Here is a 19,589-nt window from a genome sequence, read left to right on the forward strand (position 1 = left end):
CTTTTAATTTCTTTTACCATGACATTTTCTCCCAAAAGATATTTCGGTTATTGTATCCCTAAATATCTTCTATTATCTCCAACAACATGATACTATGCAATCGTCTAAAAGATTTTTGGGTTAACATACGCCAAAATATCTTCTAGGGGAATCCACATTCATATATAATATAAACACCAAAAACGGCAGGCCGTCTGTTATATGACCACCTGCCTGTTACCTGCTCTAATAGTATTTTCCGTGTATCACCAGTCCATCAAACTTGAAGTTGACCAATATCATTTTGCGTTCTTATACGAAAGCAGAATATGGCTTGGCGCAAACAATATTGCTGCGATAAGCAACAGAATTGATCTGCTCATAATTCCACTAAACAAGAACAAAACTGAGGGAATAACAGATAGCGCCAGTGCTCTGAATATGCTGCTCTTCTTAAAGCAAATTATCCAAATTGCACAATACAACACTACTAATATCGCGTCCACAATAAGGTATATGGCAAATGCTTCGTCAGACCACCACCCGAACCATGTTCCAGGAATGTTAATTATCATAAAACCAAAGCAGCCAAACCTTCCTATCTGTTCTACAACCTCAACATATTTATTGCTCCATTTGTTTTGAAATCCCTCTTTGCATCTAACTGCAAAAATAATATTGGGTATCATAATAACTGCAATCATTATCAGTCCGAATATATTTAACCAGTCCATATCTTCCTCCATAAATTCACATCACCACATGCCCTTGTCTGGGCGCACCACTGAATTTTATCTGATATTATCATAAAATCTCTGCAACACGATCGCCAACTCTTCCGGAGCTTCTATGTTTGCTTCATGACCTGTTTTCGCAAGTTCATGGAAACAGGCGTTGTTCAAATATTGGCAAAGTTCTTTTGAAATTTTTTTGTTTGCAGTGTCCCTTTCCCCACAAATGAGCAATACCGGACAAGACACCTTATGCAGGGAGTCACTGAAATCCAATTCAGCCATCGTCCCGCACAGGCTGATAACATCCGCTTTTTTGAAACCCATTTTACTGAATGCCGAATTCGGCATAAGATGAAACAACATATTCTGAACTTTCAATAATTTTTGAGGCATTTTATACTGTGCTGCAATTAATACGAGCGACTTTACTTTATCTGGGTGGTCTATCGCATAATTAAGTGCCAAAACAGCGCCTAGAGAAAGCCCACATAAGACAATTTCATCGTTCACCTTGTCACATTCTGATGAGAATGCCGAATATAATTCCTTATATGTAGCAGATTTTCCTTCTAACATCTCTGCCAAACTAAATTTGACACTACTTTCCGATACCTTCGTTTCTTTTATTACTCTATTCCAACTGTCTGGTTTTTGCCCTAGTCCATGCAAATATAAATACTTCATATATTGTCACTCCTTCAAACCAAAATTTACAAATTACATACCGCATATAGTGGTATATTTACCATCCATTCCTGATCCATATACTTTAGAGTTGAAAAACGTACAGCTTTCTCAGGATGGAATTTATCGCAATATGCTTTTAGACTCTGCGACCTTATATTCGTTTCTGCCTTTACTTCAATAGGTATAATTGCAGCCTCTTTTTGGATCAAAAAATCCTGTTCAAACGTAGCTTTTTCTGTCCCATAGTAATATGGTGTGTACGGCGTATCTGAAATCAACTGCTGCAACACATATTGCTCTGTAAGCGCACCCTTAAATTCTATAAAAATATCATTTCCTTCCAATATGGATGTCGCTGGCAACTCACTTAATGCCCCCAACAATCCGACATCCAGCATAAACAATTTATACGCATTCATGCTTTGATATGCTTTTAGAGGCATATGAGGTTCATTTACACGATTAACTTTATAAATCAGTCCACAGTCAAGCAGCCATTGAATTGCTATTTCAAACTCGCTGCTACGAGCCCCCTTTTTTATCTGACCAAAAAAGAATTTTTTGTTTTCTTTTGCCAACTGCATTGGGATAGAATTCCACACCATTCTGATTCTTGGAAGCACCCTGCTTTCAATATGCTTTCCAAAATCCCCTTCATACTGTCTTAATATATCGCTTTGAATCTGCCTTACTTCTGTATAATCTTTGTCTAGTCGAAAAGCATCAACTACCGCAGGCATTCCTCCAGTGTAATAATAGTTTTTTAACCAGAAAAGGTATTTGTCAGAAAAATTATCAATAATGGAATAGTCTTTTATCTTTAATTCATCTGCCAGTTTTTTCTCGCCCATAGCATATAAAAACTCTCTAAAGTTAAGCGGATATAGATCCAACAAATCAACTTTACCAACCGGATACGACACTCCCTCATGAATTGCCACTCCCAGCAGTGACCCTGCTGCTATAATATGGTATTCTGGTGCTTCTTCGCAGAAATATTTCAAGGATTCTAAAGCTTTTGGTGTGTTCTGGATCTCATCAAGAATAATCAATGTATTCCCTGGAGTAATTGTTACTCCTGACTCAATATTTAAATTCATTATGATTCGTTCAATATCAAAATCATTTTCAAAAACCGCATTCATACGTTGGTTGTTATAAAAAGAAATGTATGCTGTTTTCTCATAACAGTTCTTTCCAAATTCCTTCATCAACCAGGTCTTTCCCACCTGTCTGGCTCCCATTATAATTAAAGGTTTTCTATTTTTCTTCCCTTTCCACTGTAACAGATCATTCATTGCAAATCGAAACATTATCACACCGTCCTTTCTCTGATAGTATACCACATTTTTTATGGTCTATTCTAGCATTGTTTCAGCACTTTTTCCGACCTTGTCGGCTTTGTCTTTGTATTTTTTCCGGCCTTGTATCGCTGTGATATCACATTTTTCCATTACTGGTAGTAGATTTGTTACGTTTTTAATAGCCACACATGTCGATTCTATCAAAATAAGAAGAAGTCCGAGTGTTCCCGGACTTCTATCGAACAATTCTACATTATTTTAAAAACCAGAAAAGCTTCCCGCTATATGGATTTTTCTTACTGAGCAACCGTGCTGAAACTGCATGGAATAATAAAAATGCACCGCTTATGAGCGTCATCACCAGTTCAAACTGTGATAAGACCGACATGGAATTATCATTATAGCCTATATAAACATTCTTACTGCCCAGAATACTGCAATTTCCCTCATACCAGAACACATTGGCACCATTGACCGGTGAATCCGCCTTAATCTGCAGCACCGTATAAGTTGACCGAATGCCTTTCCCATAAAGTGATTTGTAATTTCTGACATCATTTCCGCTATATACCTTGACATGATTGGAGCTCAGCCGAGAACTTTGATATGTTACAGTTCCTGTTGTATGATTCTTCGCGCAGGCATATCCGACCACCTGCGTCATACCCGCCACAAAGAAAATCAAAGCAACTACAAGTGCCAAAATCTCAGCCGTATAGAATGCATTCACCAATTTGCTCTTCGTTTCTATCTCCTCATCACGACTCCATGGTTTACTACGGAAATTGCGAATTGCTGATGGCAACAGGCAGATTGCGCCAACCAACCCCAGCAAGGATAAAATCAAACATATAAGCACCGGTGTCTTTGTTCCGATAATCAGGTCTGCATTCACTCCCTGTTCTGTCGATTCATCCATAAACGTGATGTTCCCACTTACCAGCACCTTTTCATCCTGTTTTAGATGTGACTTGTTTCCGGGATAATAATAGTGGAAGAATATCGTTCCTCCATCCTCTCTGGCTCCATCTACTTTCAATATTGCATAGCCGCTTGTCCCATGCTTGTCATCACTCGCAACCGTTGCCGGCAATGCATTCGATGAAAGCAGCGAGAATCTCGGCACACAATAAATCGCAGTCACAACAAACAAAACGACACACACGATGGCAATCACCATATTTGAAACATTCTTTTTGTAAGTCATATATAATCCTCCATTCTTGTGGGCATTCTTGTGGGGACGTTCCTTTTGTCACGAATCACTTTCCAAGCAAACCTTTTACTCCTTTTACTATCACAAATATTCCAACTGCCAGAAATATTCCCTCCATCACGATTGGCATTATATAAGCCGACAAAGATACCGTGCCTGAATCCCTGTTTGCCATGAGAACTAAGATATTGCCACCTATCATGAGCAGAGCTGAAAATGTGAACATCCCCCCTACCGCGATCATGACTATATTTCCCGCAATATTCCTTCCCTTTTGTACAGTTCTTATGGTCGTGTCTATGCCCTCTTTATGTTCTCTGTAGAAATCCGTGACCGGATTGTCCACTGCACCATTTCCATCCCAGGACATCGCCATACGCGCATTTGCCTCATACTGGTACTGCGAAGATCTGCCGCGATCTTGCACTTCAGGTGCTTTGCCATTCTTCACCGCTATATAATCCTTCACGCTCTTTACCATCGCGACTATTCCCATAATGCCAAATAGGCTAAGCACAATTCTCGGTACACTTATGACATGTACATCATCTCCAAGAAGGGGAATTATTCCCCATCCCATGCAAGACACTATAAATCCCAGTGCTGTTTTTCGCGATTATATTCCCCTTCACTATATCACATATTCATTATCAATAGAATTCCAGCCTGTGCTCCACCAGCTCGCTTCCCTCATATACGAGCTTGAGTGAGAAAAATCTCTTCTCCCCTTCAAGCAGCAGTTTCAGAAATATCGCATCCCCGCTCCACGTCGGAAGTATTGGCACGATTTCTTTATCTATCCATTGAAGATCCCCCTCATCGCATATCTGAACTTCCCCATCAAATCCATCTGCGGTGAACAGGCACATAAGCTCATTCTCACACTCATTGCTGATAAATGTCACCAGCCCTCTGAATCTATACGATGTAAGCGTAAGTCCCGTCTCCTCCTTTATCTCCCTCAGAAGGCAGTCCTCAGGGCTCTCACCCTCCTCGGCATGTCCACCTACACCGATCCATTTGCCTTTATTAATGTCCTTCTCCTTCTTTGTCCTGTGGAGCATCAGGTATCTTTCATCTTTCTCTATGTAACAAAGTGTTGTCATCTTCATATTAACCTCCCAGGAACGTCCCTACTTATTCACTATGTATATTCCTGCGCACACCAAAACCAGCGACACCAGGCTTATCGGACCAAGCGCTTGCGCGCCCTCGCGGAGCAGCCATGCCGACAGTATCACGCCGAACACCGGATTCATAAATCCAAATACTGCAACCCTGGATATGGGATTGTACTTGAGCAGCATTCCCCACAGAGAATATGCCACCGCCGATACAAGAGCCAGATATATGAGCATCAAAACTCCTTCGGTGGATACGGTACTGAGTCTGCCTCCCATGGCAAAACCGGCAGCCGACAGAATAATTCCGCCAACTATAAACTGGTAGCCACTGAGCATAACCGGATTGTGTTTTACCGAATATCGCTTCAGGAACACAGATGAAAATGCATAAGCCACTGTCGAAAGGAATATAGCACCCTCACCTGACAAGCTCATATGGAAATTCATTCCATTCATGTTTATAAGTACAACTCCCGCAAATCCAACCAGACATCCAAGCATCTTCTTTGCAGTGACATTTTCCTGATGGAATATGAATCCTGACACTATGATGGCAACGAATACATTTACTGCCTCTATGATGGACGCCTTGACTCCGCTTGTATGTGCGAGTCCTATATAAAAGAACAGGTATTGCATGACTGTCTGCAGCATCGCAAGCCACGCTATCTTGCCGGCGCATCCCTTCTCCGGCTTGATAAATCTTCCTTCCAGCAGACTTCCAAATATCACGGCAAGGATACCCGCTAGCACGAATCGCATACCTGCAAACAGTATCTGTGACGATGTATCCGCACTCTCTATATTCCACATTCCGTAGCCTATCTTTATACAGGGAAATGCGCTTCCCCACAGCAGGCAGCACAGCATGGCACCGAGCCACACAACGCTGGTCTTCTGCATCCATTTGTCGTTTATCTCTATCTTATTCATTTTTACTTCTCTCTCATATCTTTTATATCAAAAAGTATATTTTTATACACGGGAAAAGTCAATTTATTTTCCAGTGGGGACGGAGGGGACAGGTCCCTCCGTCCCCACTGTCTTCACCACATAAAAAGTTCCATGCATCTGCACCGTGCAGACACATGGAACTTTCTTATTACTCTATATTAACTTCAACCTACAGCATCCCCTCTTTGATGATGTCGTGGTCTCTCAGTACCTTTTCGATCACCGTGCCCTGAATCTTCCTAAGTATAGGTCTCTTGAGCTTGTTCAGTGGTCCGAGATTTATCTCAAGCGGAGATTTGCCATCCATGAGCTTCACGCTGCTGTCCAGCAGTTCACGGATATCGTACACACTTCCCCACACCTCAGGAACACCTCTGTCCACGCCGAGAAGTCCATACACAGCCTCCATGGCAGTTCTCACCGAATACTCTGTGGTGAACACTGTGTCACGAGGAGTGTCGGCGAACTGTCCGAGGAATGCAAAGTTGGTGCATCCGTCCGGAATTACGTCTGGTCTGTCGCCCTTTGCTCTAGGCATGAAGAACGCGGTGATATATGGCATCATAGTTGGCACACAGACTGCGCTGTTTGTGGCCAACTCCTCGATCTCATCTTCTGGCACACCCAGATGGTAGAGCCACTCCTCCGTGATCTCCTTACCGGTACAATCCTTCATAGGTTTCTTGATATAATCGCCCGGAACATCTGTGAACAGGCCATATACCCATACACACACCTTATCCTTGTCCTGGGTCTTGAACTGTCCCTGTCTGTTGATGGTCCAGCTCATCAGCCAGCTTGAATCCTGACAGCTCACTATACCACCCGTCACAACCTTTCCTGTTCTCGGATCACGCTTGCAGATATCTACGATATATGGGATGATCTTGTCGTCAAGCGTTGTTATTGTAGCTGACTCCCAGTTTGTCTTAGATATATCAGAGCAGAACTTCTCAGGATGGCCAAATGAAGGATCCTGTGCAGCTATGTTCTTCCACAGACTCCAGCAGCCGCTTGTTCTCACCTCTGCATCACCATTTGGCGCATGATTCTGATCACCGTAGATAGTTCCCTCCGTACAGCTTCCATTTGTGACAAATACAAGGTCGTTCTCTGTGAGCGGGATCCCCTTCTCAGCTCCGTTTACCCTGCACTCTATGGTCTTTGCTATCTTCTTGCCGTCTCTCATGTCAAATATGACATTTGTGACCTCCGTGTTGTACTGGAATGTCACGCCCGCCGTCTCAAGATACTTCACCATCGGAAGGATCAGCGACTCATACTGGTTGTACTTCGTGAACTTGAGGGCCGAGAAATCCGGAAGTCCTGAGATGTGATGTATGAATCTCTGGAAGTAAAGTTTCATCTCCAGCGCACTGTGCCAATTCTCAAATGCGAACATCGTCCTCCAGTACAGCCAGAATGTCGAATCAAATACCTCATCATCGAATACATCCTCTATCGTCTTGTCATACAGATCCTCGTCCTTTGTCATGAAGAGCTTCATGATCTCCATACAGCCCTTCTGGCTCAGATTGAATTTGCCATCTGTGTGGGCATCCTTGCCTCTGTTCACTGTTGCTCTGCACAGTGAATAATTTGGATCCTCCTTGTTCAGCCAGTAATACTCGTCAAGAACCGATACCCCCGGTGTCTCTATGGAAGGTATACTTCTGAACAGATCCCACAGGCACTCGAAATGGTTCTCCATCTCACGTCCACCTCTCATGACGTAGCCTCTGGCAGGATCAAATATTCCATCGCACGCACCGCCCGCTATATCCATGGCCTCAAGAATATGGATATGTGAACCCGGCATCTGTCCGTCACGTACAAGGAAGCAAGCTGCTGCCAGTGATGCAAGACCACTTCCCACTATATATGCGTTCTTGTCATCCACGCCCTCCGGCTTTCTCGGTCTGGCAAATGCCTCATAGTTTCCATTTGTATAATAGATTCCCTTACTGTTCTTCTCATGCTTTCCGCGCTCCGTATTGCGGTACTCAGCATGTTCAGCCGCAGCCTTCTCCTTCTGAACTTTTGCCTTATTACGATTTTTAACTGTGAGAGCTGCTGCTCCTGCGCCGGCTGCTGCCACCGCTGCTATCCCGATTCCCAATTTCTTCTTTGACATAAGCAATTCTCCTTTCAGTCTGCCGTCTATCTTTATCTCATGCCTCTATAATAGCTTGCCCAATTTTTATTTCATATTTACAAAAAAAGTGGAATGATAAAAATTTTATCATTCCACCCGTTTTGTATAACCCTATATTGCATATGTACTCTAGTGATACCTCCTGTCGACGCCCTTCTGCCTGTAATATGCCGCCTTATTCTCGTACATTCTCTCATCTGCAGCCTTTACTATCTCGTCAAATGACTCCCAGTCCTTCTCATCACTTGACACATAGCCACATGATATCGATACGGATTTCACCAGCTGTCCGGACCATCCACCCACAACGTCATCAAACTCCTGCTGCACTCTCTTCAGCCTCCTGGTATTTACAAAAATGATGGCCACAAATTCATCACCGCCCATCCTGTACACCTTACCATAGTTTCCAAAACACTGCTCCATACAGTCGGCAGCACCCTGAAGCAGTTCATCTCCAGCCGCATGTCCCAGGGTATCATTCACTAATTTAAGCCCATTTACATCCATGGACACATACACATATACAGAATCTCCCGGCAGCTCCCTGACATCATCTATATATGCGTTCCTGTTATAACATTTTGTGAGCTCATCTGTATAAGATCGTCTTATCAGCTTCTGCTCCCGTTTCTTATCTTCATCTATGTTTCTGGTGGTAAATATGACTTTTAAAGGACGTCCGTCCTCGTCAACATCTATCGATATAAATGACAGTCTGAACCATCCAAGATCCTTCACCATGAACTCACCTGATACAATCTTTTTCCTGATCAGTCTGTCCCCCAGACTATCCAGATCCATGAATTCCTGGGCACTTGCCTGATGTTCATCCACAACCACCTTATGAACGATCTTCCTCATAAGTTCCTTCGCCCCTGCTGCCCGCTCACCAGCCCTAAGTATCAGGTCTCCTGCGGTATAGAGGGCAAATGTATCATGCCTAAGATCAAGCATATGCATGCTGTAATACATCCCCGACATGGATGTCAATATTGACAGCTGTTCATTTCTCTCCCGATTCGCATGTATCACCTTCATCACCATGCTTACCACCAGGCCGGCGGCAAAACACAGATACAGTGCCATGATAACCATGATTGCCATATTACTCCGGCTATTCACATCCATTCTATATATGACCCCGATCACATACTCTCCGGATCTTCGGAATACACATCTGTTTCTAAATCCATTAATCCTTCTTATGCCTGTAAAACTGTCTTCATCGTCCGGCAGCATATCATCAGTCACCGAAATGCCGATCTCATCAAGAGTAAGCCCTACTACCGGTTCATATGAACATCCATATATTTCTCCCGATTCGCCATCTGCCACTACAACACTCAGTCCATCATACATAGGCATATTGGCAACCACCGTGGATATCTCATTCTGTTTTACTTCATTCAGAAGTCTTCTCGGCTCGATTCCAACCTGTATCATCTTGGTTCCATCGTCGTTCCATGTTATTGCATACATCATCTTCTTACCCTTTGATGTGTTCGGAGTGACATCCTGACACATGGTGAGATTCTTATCATCCAGCATAGGCTTAAAATACGCCATCTGCTCCCCGGAATCAAAGCTATATCCAAAATATTCGGGATTGGTACCAGCATATATCACGCCATCCGTATTAAACAAATGCACCTCATCAACAGATATAAGTGCAGCAATCTTGCGGAGCTCCTCCACATCATTTGCCACCTCAGGCTTTGCATCAACTATATACGCCACAGCCTTAGCCCTGACCATATAATCTTCCTTGAGGGAGTCTATCAGATCTTCCTCACTTGCCTTATTCTTCTCGATTATATTGCTGACCTGATCCAACAGCACCTGCGAGGTCCTGTCAAAACCCCTGTTATTGATAAAGCTGAGTATGACCGCCTGGATGACCATCGCAACCAGCACGATTCCCCCCGTTATCAATATTATCCCTGGCAATCTCTTTTTCATATCTGATGTTTGACTCATAAGCGCTCTCCCCGCATATCTCACAGTAATAGATTTCTTTATCCTGATCCGTCCTCTGCTTTTACATCTCGATTTCAAAATTATGAATAGAATTTGCTATATTTCCACGAAGCGTGGTGCTAAGCTGCTCCACTATTTTATGATAATCGTCCTTCATCCCCTTGTCTACCCAGTCAAGCATAATCCCCACAAATCCATACTTGTAAAAGTCTGCTATGAACTGCTTATCAGCCTCCGAGAGGTTATCCCCTTCGCATTTCTCTTCTACTACATCCGCTATGAGCTGATACGACAGCTTATACAGATAGTTTTCTATCTTAGCCTTATCCACCGACCTGTATATATTTGCGATAAATGGCTTGTTCTCCAGCACAGCCTCAAACACCTGTATCATGCCCTCCTGCCAGGTATCGTAGGTCTTCTTATCCTTCAGTGCCTGCTTGCCATCCTCTATGCACACCCACTCGGCAAGCTCATATATATCCTGAAAATGATAATAGAATGTCATCCTGCTTATCCCGCAGTCTCCGGTGAGATCCGCTATTGTTATCTTGTCAAATGGCTTGTCCTTAAGAAGCTTTTTCAGAGATACCTCAAGTGCTTTTTTAGTTGAATTTGCCATGCTTACCTCCTGTTATCCAAGTTGTACATATCATCCTTATAAACAAACATACTCATAAAAAACAATATTGCTTCTTATGAGTATATCTTAATATTTATTATATTCTTTTTTCGACAATTCTCTACTTAAAAATGTTATATTTCCTTATCTTTCTTCTGAGCTTACGTCTGTTCTTCTCGTCTCCAAAGAAGCTGCTGAGCTTTTCAACAAACAATGTCAAATACCTGAACATAGATTCCGCCGCAAATGCAAATACAACCATGAGCAGGAAACATATGTTGGATATCGACTCTATGGCAAACAGCCTGCCGAGGAAAAGGCCACAGAACAGCAGTCCGATTATGTTGATAAGAAGTACACCATACTTCATCTTGTTGAACGGATGGCTGATCTTGATTATTATCATGAATCCGACAACCGCAAGAAGCATTGTGCCGGCTGTGGCTATGTCCTCACTCGGGAGGTTGAAGACCTGTCCGCAGATTACAAGTGCTCCGACCGACAACACATCCGTGAGTCCTGCAGGCAATGCTTTTAACATGACATTTACCATAAAGTTTCCCTCTATACGATTCCTGTTCGGCTCAAGTGCCAGCAGGAATCCCGGCAATCCTATGGTGAACATGCTTATGAGCGATATCTGTGATGGCTCCAGCGGATATGTGATCGCAAATATCGCTGAGAATATGGCCATCAGCAGTGAGAATATATTCTTAACAAGGAAGAGGCTTGCTGATCTCTGTATATTGTTGACCACCTGTCTTCCCTCAAACACCACATATGGCATACGTCCGAAATCCGAATCCAGAAGCACCGTCTGTGCCGCCTGCGCAGCCGCTTCACTTCCAGATGCCATTGCAATACTGCAATCAGCATCCTTCATTGCGAGTATATCATTTACACCATCACCAGTCATGGCAACCGTGTGTTTCTGTTTCTGGAGCGCCCTGACTATGAGCTGCTTCTGTTTAGGCGTAACTCTTCCAAATACTGTATATTTATCCACAGCCTCAGTTATATCCTTCTCAGACGCCAAAGTGGAAGCATCCACATAGTTCTCCGCTCCATCTATGCCTGCCCGCTTTGCCACCTCTGATACTGTGGCAGGGTTATCTCCGGATATGACTTTTATGGCAACGCCCTGCTCTTTGAAATATGTAAATGTGCTCTCTGCATTTTCCCTTATTGGATTTGAAAGCACTATATAACCAATAGGAGATATGCCTCCTAATGGTCTTACCGAACCAATAGAATCCTCTCCTGACTCCGCCATAAGAAGGACTCTGTATCCCTTGCTCTGGTACTCCTCTATCTCTTCGGATATCTCCTCATACCTATCCTTCATTATAAACTCCGGAGCACCCAGCATATAATCACCCTCGACAAATGACACCTTGCTGTATTTATTTGCCGATGTAAACGGTTCAGTCTTCAGCACTGTCCTGCTGCCCTTTTCCAGCTCGTTTTTCGCCACATAGTCCCTGATCGCCTCCATTGTGGCATTGTTGTCCTCAATGACCGCCGAGTAATCCGCCAGCAGATGTGCAAATGCTCTCTTGTCCATCTCGGCATCGCCGCATCTGCCGCTTATCACCAGCTCTGTAACCTGCATACCCGGCTCAGTGATGGTTCCGGTCTTATCCACACAGAGTACATCGACTCTCGCGAGTGTCTCTATACTCTTCATGTCATGCAGTAACACTTGTTTCTTCGCAAGTCTTATTGTGCTGAGCGCAAGCGCAACAGTTGTGAGCAGATAAAGTCCTTCAGGGATCATTCCGAGAACCGCCGCAACCATCGATACAACACTCTTCTTGAATGTCTCTCCATTCATGATATACGCCTGGCAGAACAATATGATTCCCACTGGTATGATGATGATTCCAACCCATTTTACAAGCTTGTTGATGTACCTGATCATCTCTGACTGTTCGCCGTCACCCATGGCCTTCGCCTGGGCTGTGAGCTGTGATATGTATGACTCATTGCCCACCTTATCAAGCTTGGCATAGCACTGTCCGGACACCACAAAGCTTCCGGACATGAGTCGATCACCTGATTTCTTCTTGATCTCATCCGACTCACCGGTGAGCAGGGCTTCATTTACCGATATACTGCCGCTGAGCACCGTAGCGTCAGCACATATCTGATTGCCTGCCGACAGAATGATGATATCGTCCTTAACCAGTTCCTCTGATTGTATCTGCTGCTGTTCTCCGTCTCTCACAACTATCGAATGCGGCGCATTTAACATACTCATCTTGTCAAGAGTCTTTTTGGCACGCAGCTCCTGAAATATTCCTATAACCGTGTTGCCTATGATGACCGGCAGGAAAGTCAGATTCCTGAATGAGCCAACGATACATAGCAGCACCGTAAGTATGAGGAATATAAGATTGAAGTATGTGAGCAGATTGGACTTGACTATCTGCCCCACTGTCTTCTGCGTACTTATATCCGTGTGATTGGTAAGTCCCTTGTCGATCCGTTCCCTTACTTCCTCCGATGTAAGGCCAATGATCGGGACTCCCCGTGTATCCAGATTGTTTTCTGAGTTTGTATCCAAATAAAACACCTCTTCCTGTGTATATGGTCGGCAAATGTTATGCATCGAGCAGTATTTTGCACCGACTGCCCATGACATCTCATGATTTCTTTAACAAAGTTCTATTATAAGTACTCCAAGTAAGGTTATTCAAGGATGATGGCAGATATTTCATATTTTTTTAAGAAACCTTGTGTCTTATTAACGACAAGCGGACAACCATCTGTTTTGAGATATAGTTGATGACTGAGTCAGCTAAACAAAATGAGCATAACACATTTCCCATCTGGGTATTATTGTGTTACGCTCATTTTTTATGCAAGCCGCGAACCAGGCTTCGCATCTACATCATATTCTATTATCATAGCATAAGCCATATTTGATATATTGACTGCTCTATGGTCTCTGTCCCATCGCGCCCTCAAGTGTGATGGTCTCACCACTCATGTACTTGAAATCCGGTGATGCGAGTGCCACGCACGCACGTCCAATCTCCTTCTCTACGTCTCCGAAGTGTCCCATTGGTGGCATCTTTACATTTGCCTTGAACGCATCCGGATATGCCTTCTCAAAGTTCTCAAGCTGTGATGTCCATGCGAGAGGACATACTATATTGACATTTATTCCATCAGCTGCCCACTCTGTAGCTGCAACTCTTGTAAGGCCCCTAATGCCTTCCTTCGCTGCCGCATATGCGCACTGTCCGTAATTTCCAAAGAGGCCTGCACCTGATGCAAAGTTGATGACTGAACCCTTTGTCTCCTTCAGATATGGATAGCATGCCTGCATATAGTAAAATGCAGCGTAAAGACCTGAATATATGGCAAGGTCAAACTGTGCTGTTGTGTGATCTGCGATGGTAACGCCTGATGCAGATGCCTGCGCATTGTTGATGAGCACATCTATTCTTCCAAATTCCTTAACCGCCTGCTCCACAACGTTCTTGACAACGCTCTCATTGTCCGCACCTGCGTTTACATCAGCCTGGACTGCAAGAACCTTGATCCCATATTTGCTCTCAAGCTCTGCCTTTGCATCCTCAAGCTTCTGGACATTACGTCCTGTAAGCACCAGATTGGCACCTTCCTTGGCATATGCTGTCGCTATTCCGTATCCGATGGATCCACAGCTTCCATCGCTGAGAACTGCACGTCCGCCTCCTGTTATTATCGCTGTCTTACCTGTTAAAAACCCCATAAGTGTACACTCCTTTCCTGGCCATGACTACTTTATTCACACCGCATAGATTTCTGTCAACCATAACATATATCTATAATTTCATAGCCCATGTCTATTATTATAGCCACACGGCCGCCCCAAAACAACTCCTTCACATACCATTAAATGAAAATATTTATGCATATCGTTCCTCAGAACACTGGTGATACAGCTTGCAGCGGTGTTGATGCTGCCTATGGTGTTTGACATCAATGGAATCTGGTGTGCAGCTATCGCACTGCTCTCTATATCACCTTATTCACTATATTTCGAAGCTCCGCATAATTGCATGCAGCCAGTACATCCTCGTCCGTCTTGTTCTGCAGCGACAGATACCACACTGGTGTCATTCCGGCATTTTTCGCTCCCATGACATCCTTCTTGTAGCTATCGCCCACATAGATGACCTCATCGTTCTTTACGCCCAGCTTTGTAGCTATCATATCAAACATCCTGCGGTTCGGCTTTTCTATACCAGCCTCCTCGCTTGTTATCATTGCGTCAAGTCTGCCCGTAAGTCCAAGTCTGTCTATCTTCCTAAACTGGATATGCGCAGTCATATCTGTACAGATACCAATCTTTATTCCTCTGGCTTTCATATCATCTATAAACTCCAATGCCCCGGGGAATATGGATATCTTGTTCAGGAAATTGTTCCAGAAATAGTTGTACACCTGCAGGTCATATCTAAATGGTGATACCCCCAGGATCTCCAGCATCTTCTGGAAGTACAGCACCCTATTGTGCTGCGCCGCCATATCCCAGGCAGAGAGCTGATCCTTTACCATGTCTCTGCCTTCTTCAAAGGCTTTCATCACTGTCACTTCATCTATATGAAGAAGTTCATTTGCCACATATCTCACAGTGTCTTCCACTGCCTTATCATTCTCGTGAAGGCAGTCGTATAATGTATCATCTAAATCAAATACTATTGCTCTTATCATATCTACTGGCACTCCCTTCGAACTTCCTTGGTGATCGTTGTTCCACCGGTCTTGTACCAATTGTCCACAAAACTGTCAAATTCATCCAGATCTGCTTCACCTGTAACTATCTTCAGGTAAGTGTCGCTCTCCAGATTCTCAAGGTACCACCAGTCTGACACCATGGTCTCGGTCTCCCCGAAGTACAGAGATTCGACTTTATTTGTACGCGCATCATTGAGGATCTTGCACGCAGTTATACGGGATGTATATGCCGCCCAGTCCTCCGATGACGCATTGTCTTCATTCTTAAGATATGAATCACATGCTTCATAATAAGACTGTTCCAGCAGATTCAGATCATCTGGCTGCCTTACGCCAGAGAACACATGGTTCAGCTCGCCATAACATATCTGAAGTGCATTGTTGTAATCCACGTTCATCGCAAGTGGTCTTGCGGTAGGATCCACATTGAGTTTGTAGTAATCCTTTATAGCCTGATTGTCTTTATCCTCATATCTTACATAGTCAAACAGCACACTTATTATCTTGCACACTATCTCCGGGTGCTCATATCCCTTTTTGACAACCACGAAGTTGCCATACGGAACCTGAGTGTGATAACTCGTTGAGCCGTTTTCCTCTGTGGCAAGCAGATATGGTTCCCACTTTGCTGTTGGATCGGCCGCTACAGCGTCCATGAGAGGATTATTTGGAGCCCACCATGGTCCGAAGAACGAACCACACTGTCCATTAACTATGAGTTCTATTATGTTGCTGCTTGTCCGCATGAGGAAATTCTGATCCAGAATCCCTTCCTCGTACATCTCATGTATATGCTCCAGAGCCTTCTTCGCCTCCGGCTGTACAGAACCATACACGACATTTCCGTCCCCATCCTTTATCCACTGTTTCGGAAATGCCCCATATGCGGCAAATACAATGTCTAGCGTGTACTCGCTGCTATAACCACAACCGCCGCAGAGACTTGTGTCTGCCACCAGCCCTACGGTATTTCCTTCACCATTATTTCCCGGATCCTTCTCAATAAACTGCCTGATGATCTCCTCCGCATCCGAAAGTGTTCTCGGAGCATCAAGTCCCAGCTTATCCATCCAGTCTTTTCTAAGCCATATCAGATTTGGTCCATCTGATATATTTGTCTCAGGTATGGCCATGATACGGTCATCAAATGTGACCACATCCATGATACTGCTGCCATAACTCTTATATATGTTCTTTACCGTTTCACTCATGCAGTTGTTATAACTGTCTGTGAGATCCTCGATCATGTCATTTTCCACCAGATACTGCAGCTCATCCATATCTTGGACGATCATCACATCCGGAAGATCCTTCTGTGCTATCACCATGGATACATTGTCATCATACTGATCATCAGCAGCCTCAAATATATCCTGGTTCTGCACATTTAAGATTTCATTTAATATCTGTGTGTATGCGTTATTTTCATACGTTTCTCCCTGTGGGAGATTTGAATTATTTGCACCGGACAGCTTGCCCAGGGTATAGGTGAGCTGTTCCGGATACCTTCCAAGCGGCGTTGTCTCCGCAATATGCATGGCAGACTCATATTCTGCATCTGTGGTCGCCTTAGACGGGTTGGAGGGGGTGTTATTGTCCTGGCAGCCACATATTATTATAAGGGTAATTGTTAGCACACATGTTATTATTTTTTTCAGATACTTCATTGCTGGCATATGCTTTCCTCATTCCACTTAGGTTTTGCAAATAATTTCATATATTATCCTTAACCCTTTACGCCTCCAGACATGCTATCCTTGTAGCACTTCTGCATTAACATAAAGAGAATGATAATCGGTACGGATATCAGCACTGCACCAGCCGCAAATGAGTTGAACCAGTTGTACACATACTCTTTCTCGAGCATGTTCCAAAGTCCGATGGATACTGTGTAATAGTCCTTGTTGGCTCTGCATATAACCTTGGCAAACACGAAATCAATCCATGGTGCAAGGAACGAATTCAGAACCGTATAAACTATGATCGGACGGCTGAGTGGTATGATTATCCTTGTAAATGACTGCCATCTTGTAGCACCATCAAGGTATGCTGCTTCTTCCAGCGACTTTGGTATAGTATCAAAGAATCCTTTGGCGATATAGAATCCAAGTCCTGAACCGCCTGAATATACGAGTACCAGAGCAACCCTGATGAGTGAGCCTTCTGAAAGTCCCAGAACCTTAAGGATGTAATACACTGCTATCATAGCCATGAATCCCGGGAACATTCCAAGTATAAGTGCCACATTCATAAATGGCTTTCTCAGTCTGAAACGCATTCTTGACATACAGTATGAAACTGCAAGCACGAACGCTGTTGATATTATACATGAGAAAATTGCTATTATCAAAGTATTCTTGAACATCTGCATAAAGTTCAGGATACCTGTGTCTGTAAAAAGCTTTGTGTAGTTCGCCAGAGTCAAAGACTTTGGCAACAGAGTTGAAACATACTGTCCTTTCTCTCCTCTGAAGCTTATCATGATTATCCATGCGATCGGCAGTACCCAGATAACCGAAAGGATTACCAGTATGATATGAACCACGATGTCTCCCAGTGTCCATTTGCTTCTTGCTTTAATCTCATTATTATTTGATTTAGCCATTACTGAAATCCCTCCTCATCTTTATATGATGCGGTGTTGTGGTAAGTTACCAGTGACACAACAGCGAGAACTATGAATGTCATGATACCTATAACAGCACCTAAGTTATAGTACTGGTTATCAACCGTCAGCTTATAGAGCCATGTGACAAGAAGGTCTGTCTTTCCGGCAGTCTTTCCAACCGGAGTAGGCGCTCCATTTGACAGAAGGTAGATAACGTTGAAGTTATTGATATTTCCTGCAAATGTTGTTATCAGATATGGTGCTGTGACAAACAACATATATGGAAGAGTGATCTTGAAGAAGATCTTTACCGGACCTGCGCCGTCAACTCTCGCAGCCTCGTATATCTCCTCCGGTATGCTCTGGAGAATTCCTGTGACCTGCATGACGGTAAATGGAATTCCTATCCAGATATTGATGACAATTACCATGACTCTGGCAAGTGTTGCGTTGCTCCAGAATGGAATAGCATTGTCGATTATTCCGTTATTTATAAGTAATGTATTGACGATACCATTCTGACTGAAGATAGTCCTCATCAGAAGAAGTGATACAAACTGCGGAACCGCTGCTGAGAGCATGAAAATCGCTCTCCACATACCTTTTGCCCTGGTTCCCTTTCTGTTGATCACCATTGCGAGTATCATTCCAAGGAAGTAGTTACTGAATGTGGCTGCCACAGCCCAAACAAGCGTCCAGCCAAGCACTGACCAGAATGTACTTCCTATTGCATCACTAAAGTTCAATATCTTTGCAAAATTCTTCAGTCCAACCCAGTTGAATATAACTGTATGTGAATCAAGCTTGCTGTAATTCGTAAATGCCATAAAGATCATGAAAACCAATGGCAATATCGTAAATACAACAACTCCAAGTACAGGAAGAGGAAGAAGAAAAGCATGAAGATTGCTGTCAAACAGACTCTTCACATCATCCTTGAACTTTGGAACCTTTTTGCCTTTATCCCACAGGCAATACGCTTTGTATGCGCTCTCTATACTTACTACCCAAAGGCAGATGAATGCGAAAATTATAAACAGTGTTGCCACACCGTACAGGAGCATGAGCAGAGAGTTGTCACCCTGTGTATATTCAAATACACCCTTTGCATCATTCCAGACCTTCTGCTGTTCCTGACCACCCAGATGGAAGAGATCCACCAGGAGTGATGCTCCGTGCTTTATCATAAACCATATAAACAGTACCTCAAGTACCAGGTACGAAAATCCCTTTACAAACTGTTTTCTGACTATGCTTCCAAACCCCAAGATCAGAAATGAAATTCTGGTAGCTATGTCTCCATTTGCCACTGCCTGTGCAACGGTATATGGGTAATCAGATCTTCGTATTTTCTTCATTTTACTTTTTTTATTTGTTATAGCCTGAGCCATCCTAACACCTCCGTCTCAAAGTAAATCATTATCTCTTCTTATTACAAGTGCCCCATCACCTGTAGATGAATGGAGCACCTGTTTTTGAAATATATAACTAGTAT

Annotated in this window: 16 protein-coding genes; all 16 read right to left on the reverse strand. The window is 43.5% G+C overall.

Features of this window, described 5'->3' with window-relative positions; all coding sequences use genetic code 11:
• Window positions 1-278 precede the first annotated feature (278 nt).
• Window positions 279-725, reverse strand: a complete 447-nt coding sequence (locus DW025_RS04010; RefSeq protein WP_117875294.1) for a hypothetical protein — start codon at window positions 723-725, stop codon at window positions 279-281.
• Between the two features lie 45 nt (window positions 726-770).
• Complete coding sequence (locus DW025_RS04015; protein WP_117875293.1) at window positions 771-1,397, reverse strand: alpha/beta fold hydrolase; 627 nt, start codon at window positions 1,395-1,397, stop codon at window positions 771-773.
• A gap of 26 nt (window positions 1,398-1,423) precedes the next feature.
• Complete coding sequence (locus tag DW025_RS04020) at window positions 1,424-2,713, reverse strand: ATP-binding protein (protein ID WP_117875292.1); 1,290 nt, start codon at window positions 2,711-2,713, stop codon at window positions 1,424-1,426.
• Window positions 2,714-2,957: 244 nt separating this feature from the next.
• Complete coding sequence (locus DW025_RS04030) at window positions 2,958-3,911, reverse strand: hypothetical protein (RefSeq protein WP_119998796.1); 954 nt, start codon at window positions 3,909-3,911, stop codon at window positions 2,958-2,960.
• Window positions 3,912-3,966: 55 nt separating this feature from the next.
• A complete protein-coding gene (locus DW025_RS04035) occupies window positions 3,967-4,401 on the reverse strand; it encodes a hypothetical protein (RefSeq protein ID WP_117875289.1) in 435 nt (144 codons plus the stop codon).
• A gap of 169 nt (window positions 4,402-4,570) precedes the next feature.
• A complete protein-coding gene (locus DW025_RS04040; protein ID WP_119998797.1) occupies window positions 4,571-5,032 on the reverse strand; it encodes an NUDIX hydrolase in 462 nt (153 codons plus the stop codon).
• 21 nt (window positions 5,033-5,053) lie between these two features.
• Window positions 5,054-5,977: a DMT family transporter gene (locus DW025_RS04045; protein ID WP_119998799.1), complete on the reverse strand. Its 924-nt coding sequence runs from the start codon at window positions 5,975-5,977 to the stop codon at window positions 5,054-5,056.
• Between the two features lie 190 nt (window positions 5,978-6,167).
• Window positions 6,168-8,132: an oleate hydratase gene (locus DW025_RS04050; RefSeq protein WP_119998801.1), complete on the reverse strand. Its 1,965-nt coding sequence runs from the start codon at window positions 8,130-8,132 to the stop codon at window positions 6,168-6,170.
• 150 nt (window positions 8,133-8,282) lie between these two features.
• Window positions 8,283-10,133 (reverse strand): GGDEF domain-containing protein, encoded by a 1,851-nt coding sequence (locus DW025_RS04055; protein WP_119998803.1) that lies wholly within the window; start codon window positions 10,131-10,133, stop codon window positions 8,283-8,285.
• A 61-nt stretch (window positions 10,134-10,194) separates the two neighbouring features.
• Entirely contained in the window at window positions 10,195-10,755 is a 561-nt protein-coding gene (locus tag DW025_RS04060) for a TetR/AcrR family transcriptional regulator (protein WP_117550511.1), read from the reverse strand.
• Between the two features lie 121 nt (window positions 10,756-10,876).
• Entirely contained in the window at window positions 10,877-13,366 is a 2,490-nt protein-coding gene (locus tag DW025_RS04065) for a cation-translocating P-type ATPase (RefSeq protein WP_207666799.1), read from the reverse strand.
• A 330-nt stretch (window positions 13,367-13,696) separates the two neighbouring features.
• The gene (locus DW025_RS04070) at window positions 13,697-14,497 is read right to left on the reverse strand and encodes an SDR family NAD(P)-dependent oxidoreductase (protein ID WP_004851555.1); all 801 of its coding nucleotides are present in this window, start codon (window positions 14,495-14,497) and stop codon (window positions 13,697-13,699) included.
• A gap of 266 nt (window positions 14,498-14,763) precedes the next feature.
• Window positions 14,764-15,462 (reverse strand): HAD family hydrolase, encoded by a 699-nt coding sequence (locus tag DW025_RS04075; RefSeq protein WP_119998805.1) that lies wholly within the window; start codon window positions 15,460-15,462, stop codon window positions 14,764-14,766.
• A 2-nt stretch (window positions 15,463-15,464) separates the two neighbouring features.
• Window positions 15,465-17,162: an extracellular solute-binding protein gene (locus tag DW025_RS04080; RefSeq protein ID WP_119998807.1), complete on the reverse strand. Its 1,698-nt coding sequence runs from the start codon at window positions 17,160-17,162 to the stop codon at window positions 15,465-15,467.
• Between the two features lie 50 nt (window positions 17,163-17,212).
• The gene (locus DW025_RS04085; RefSeq protein ID WP_117550505.1) at window positions 17,213-18,091 is read right to left on the reverse strand and encodes a sugar ABC transporter permease; all 879 of its coding nucleotides are present in this window, start codon (window positions 18,089-18,091) and stop codon (window positions 17,213-17,215) included.
• Entirely contained in the window at window positions 18,091-19,485 is a 1,395-nt protein-coding gene (locus DW025_RS04090) for a carbohydrate ABC transporter permease (protein WP_118650053.1), read from the reverse strand. Before DW025_RS04090 ends, DW025_RS04085 begins: the two co-directional genes overlap by 1 nt.
• Between the last annotated feature and the right edge of the window lie 104 nt (window positions 19,486-19,589).

It is taken from the genome of Coprococcus sp. AF38-1 (assembly GCF_003603945.1).
Lineage (GTDB): Bacteria > Bacillota > Clostridia > Lachnospirales > Lachnospiraceae > Coprococcus > Coprococcus aceti.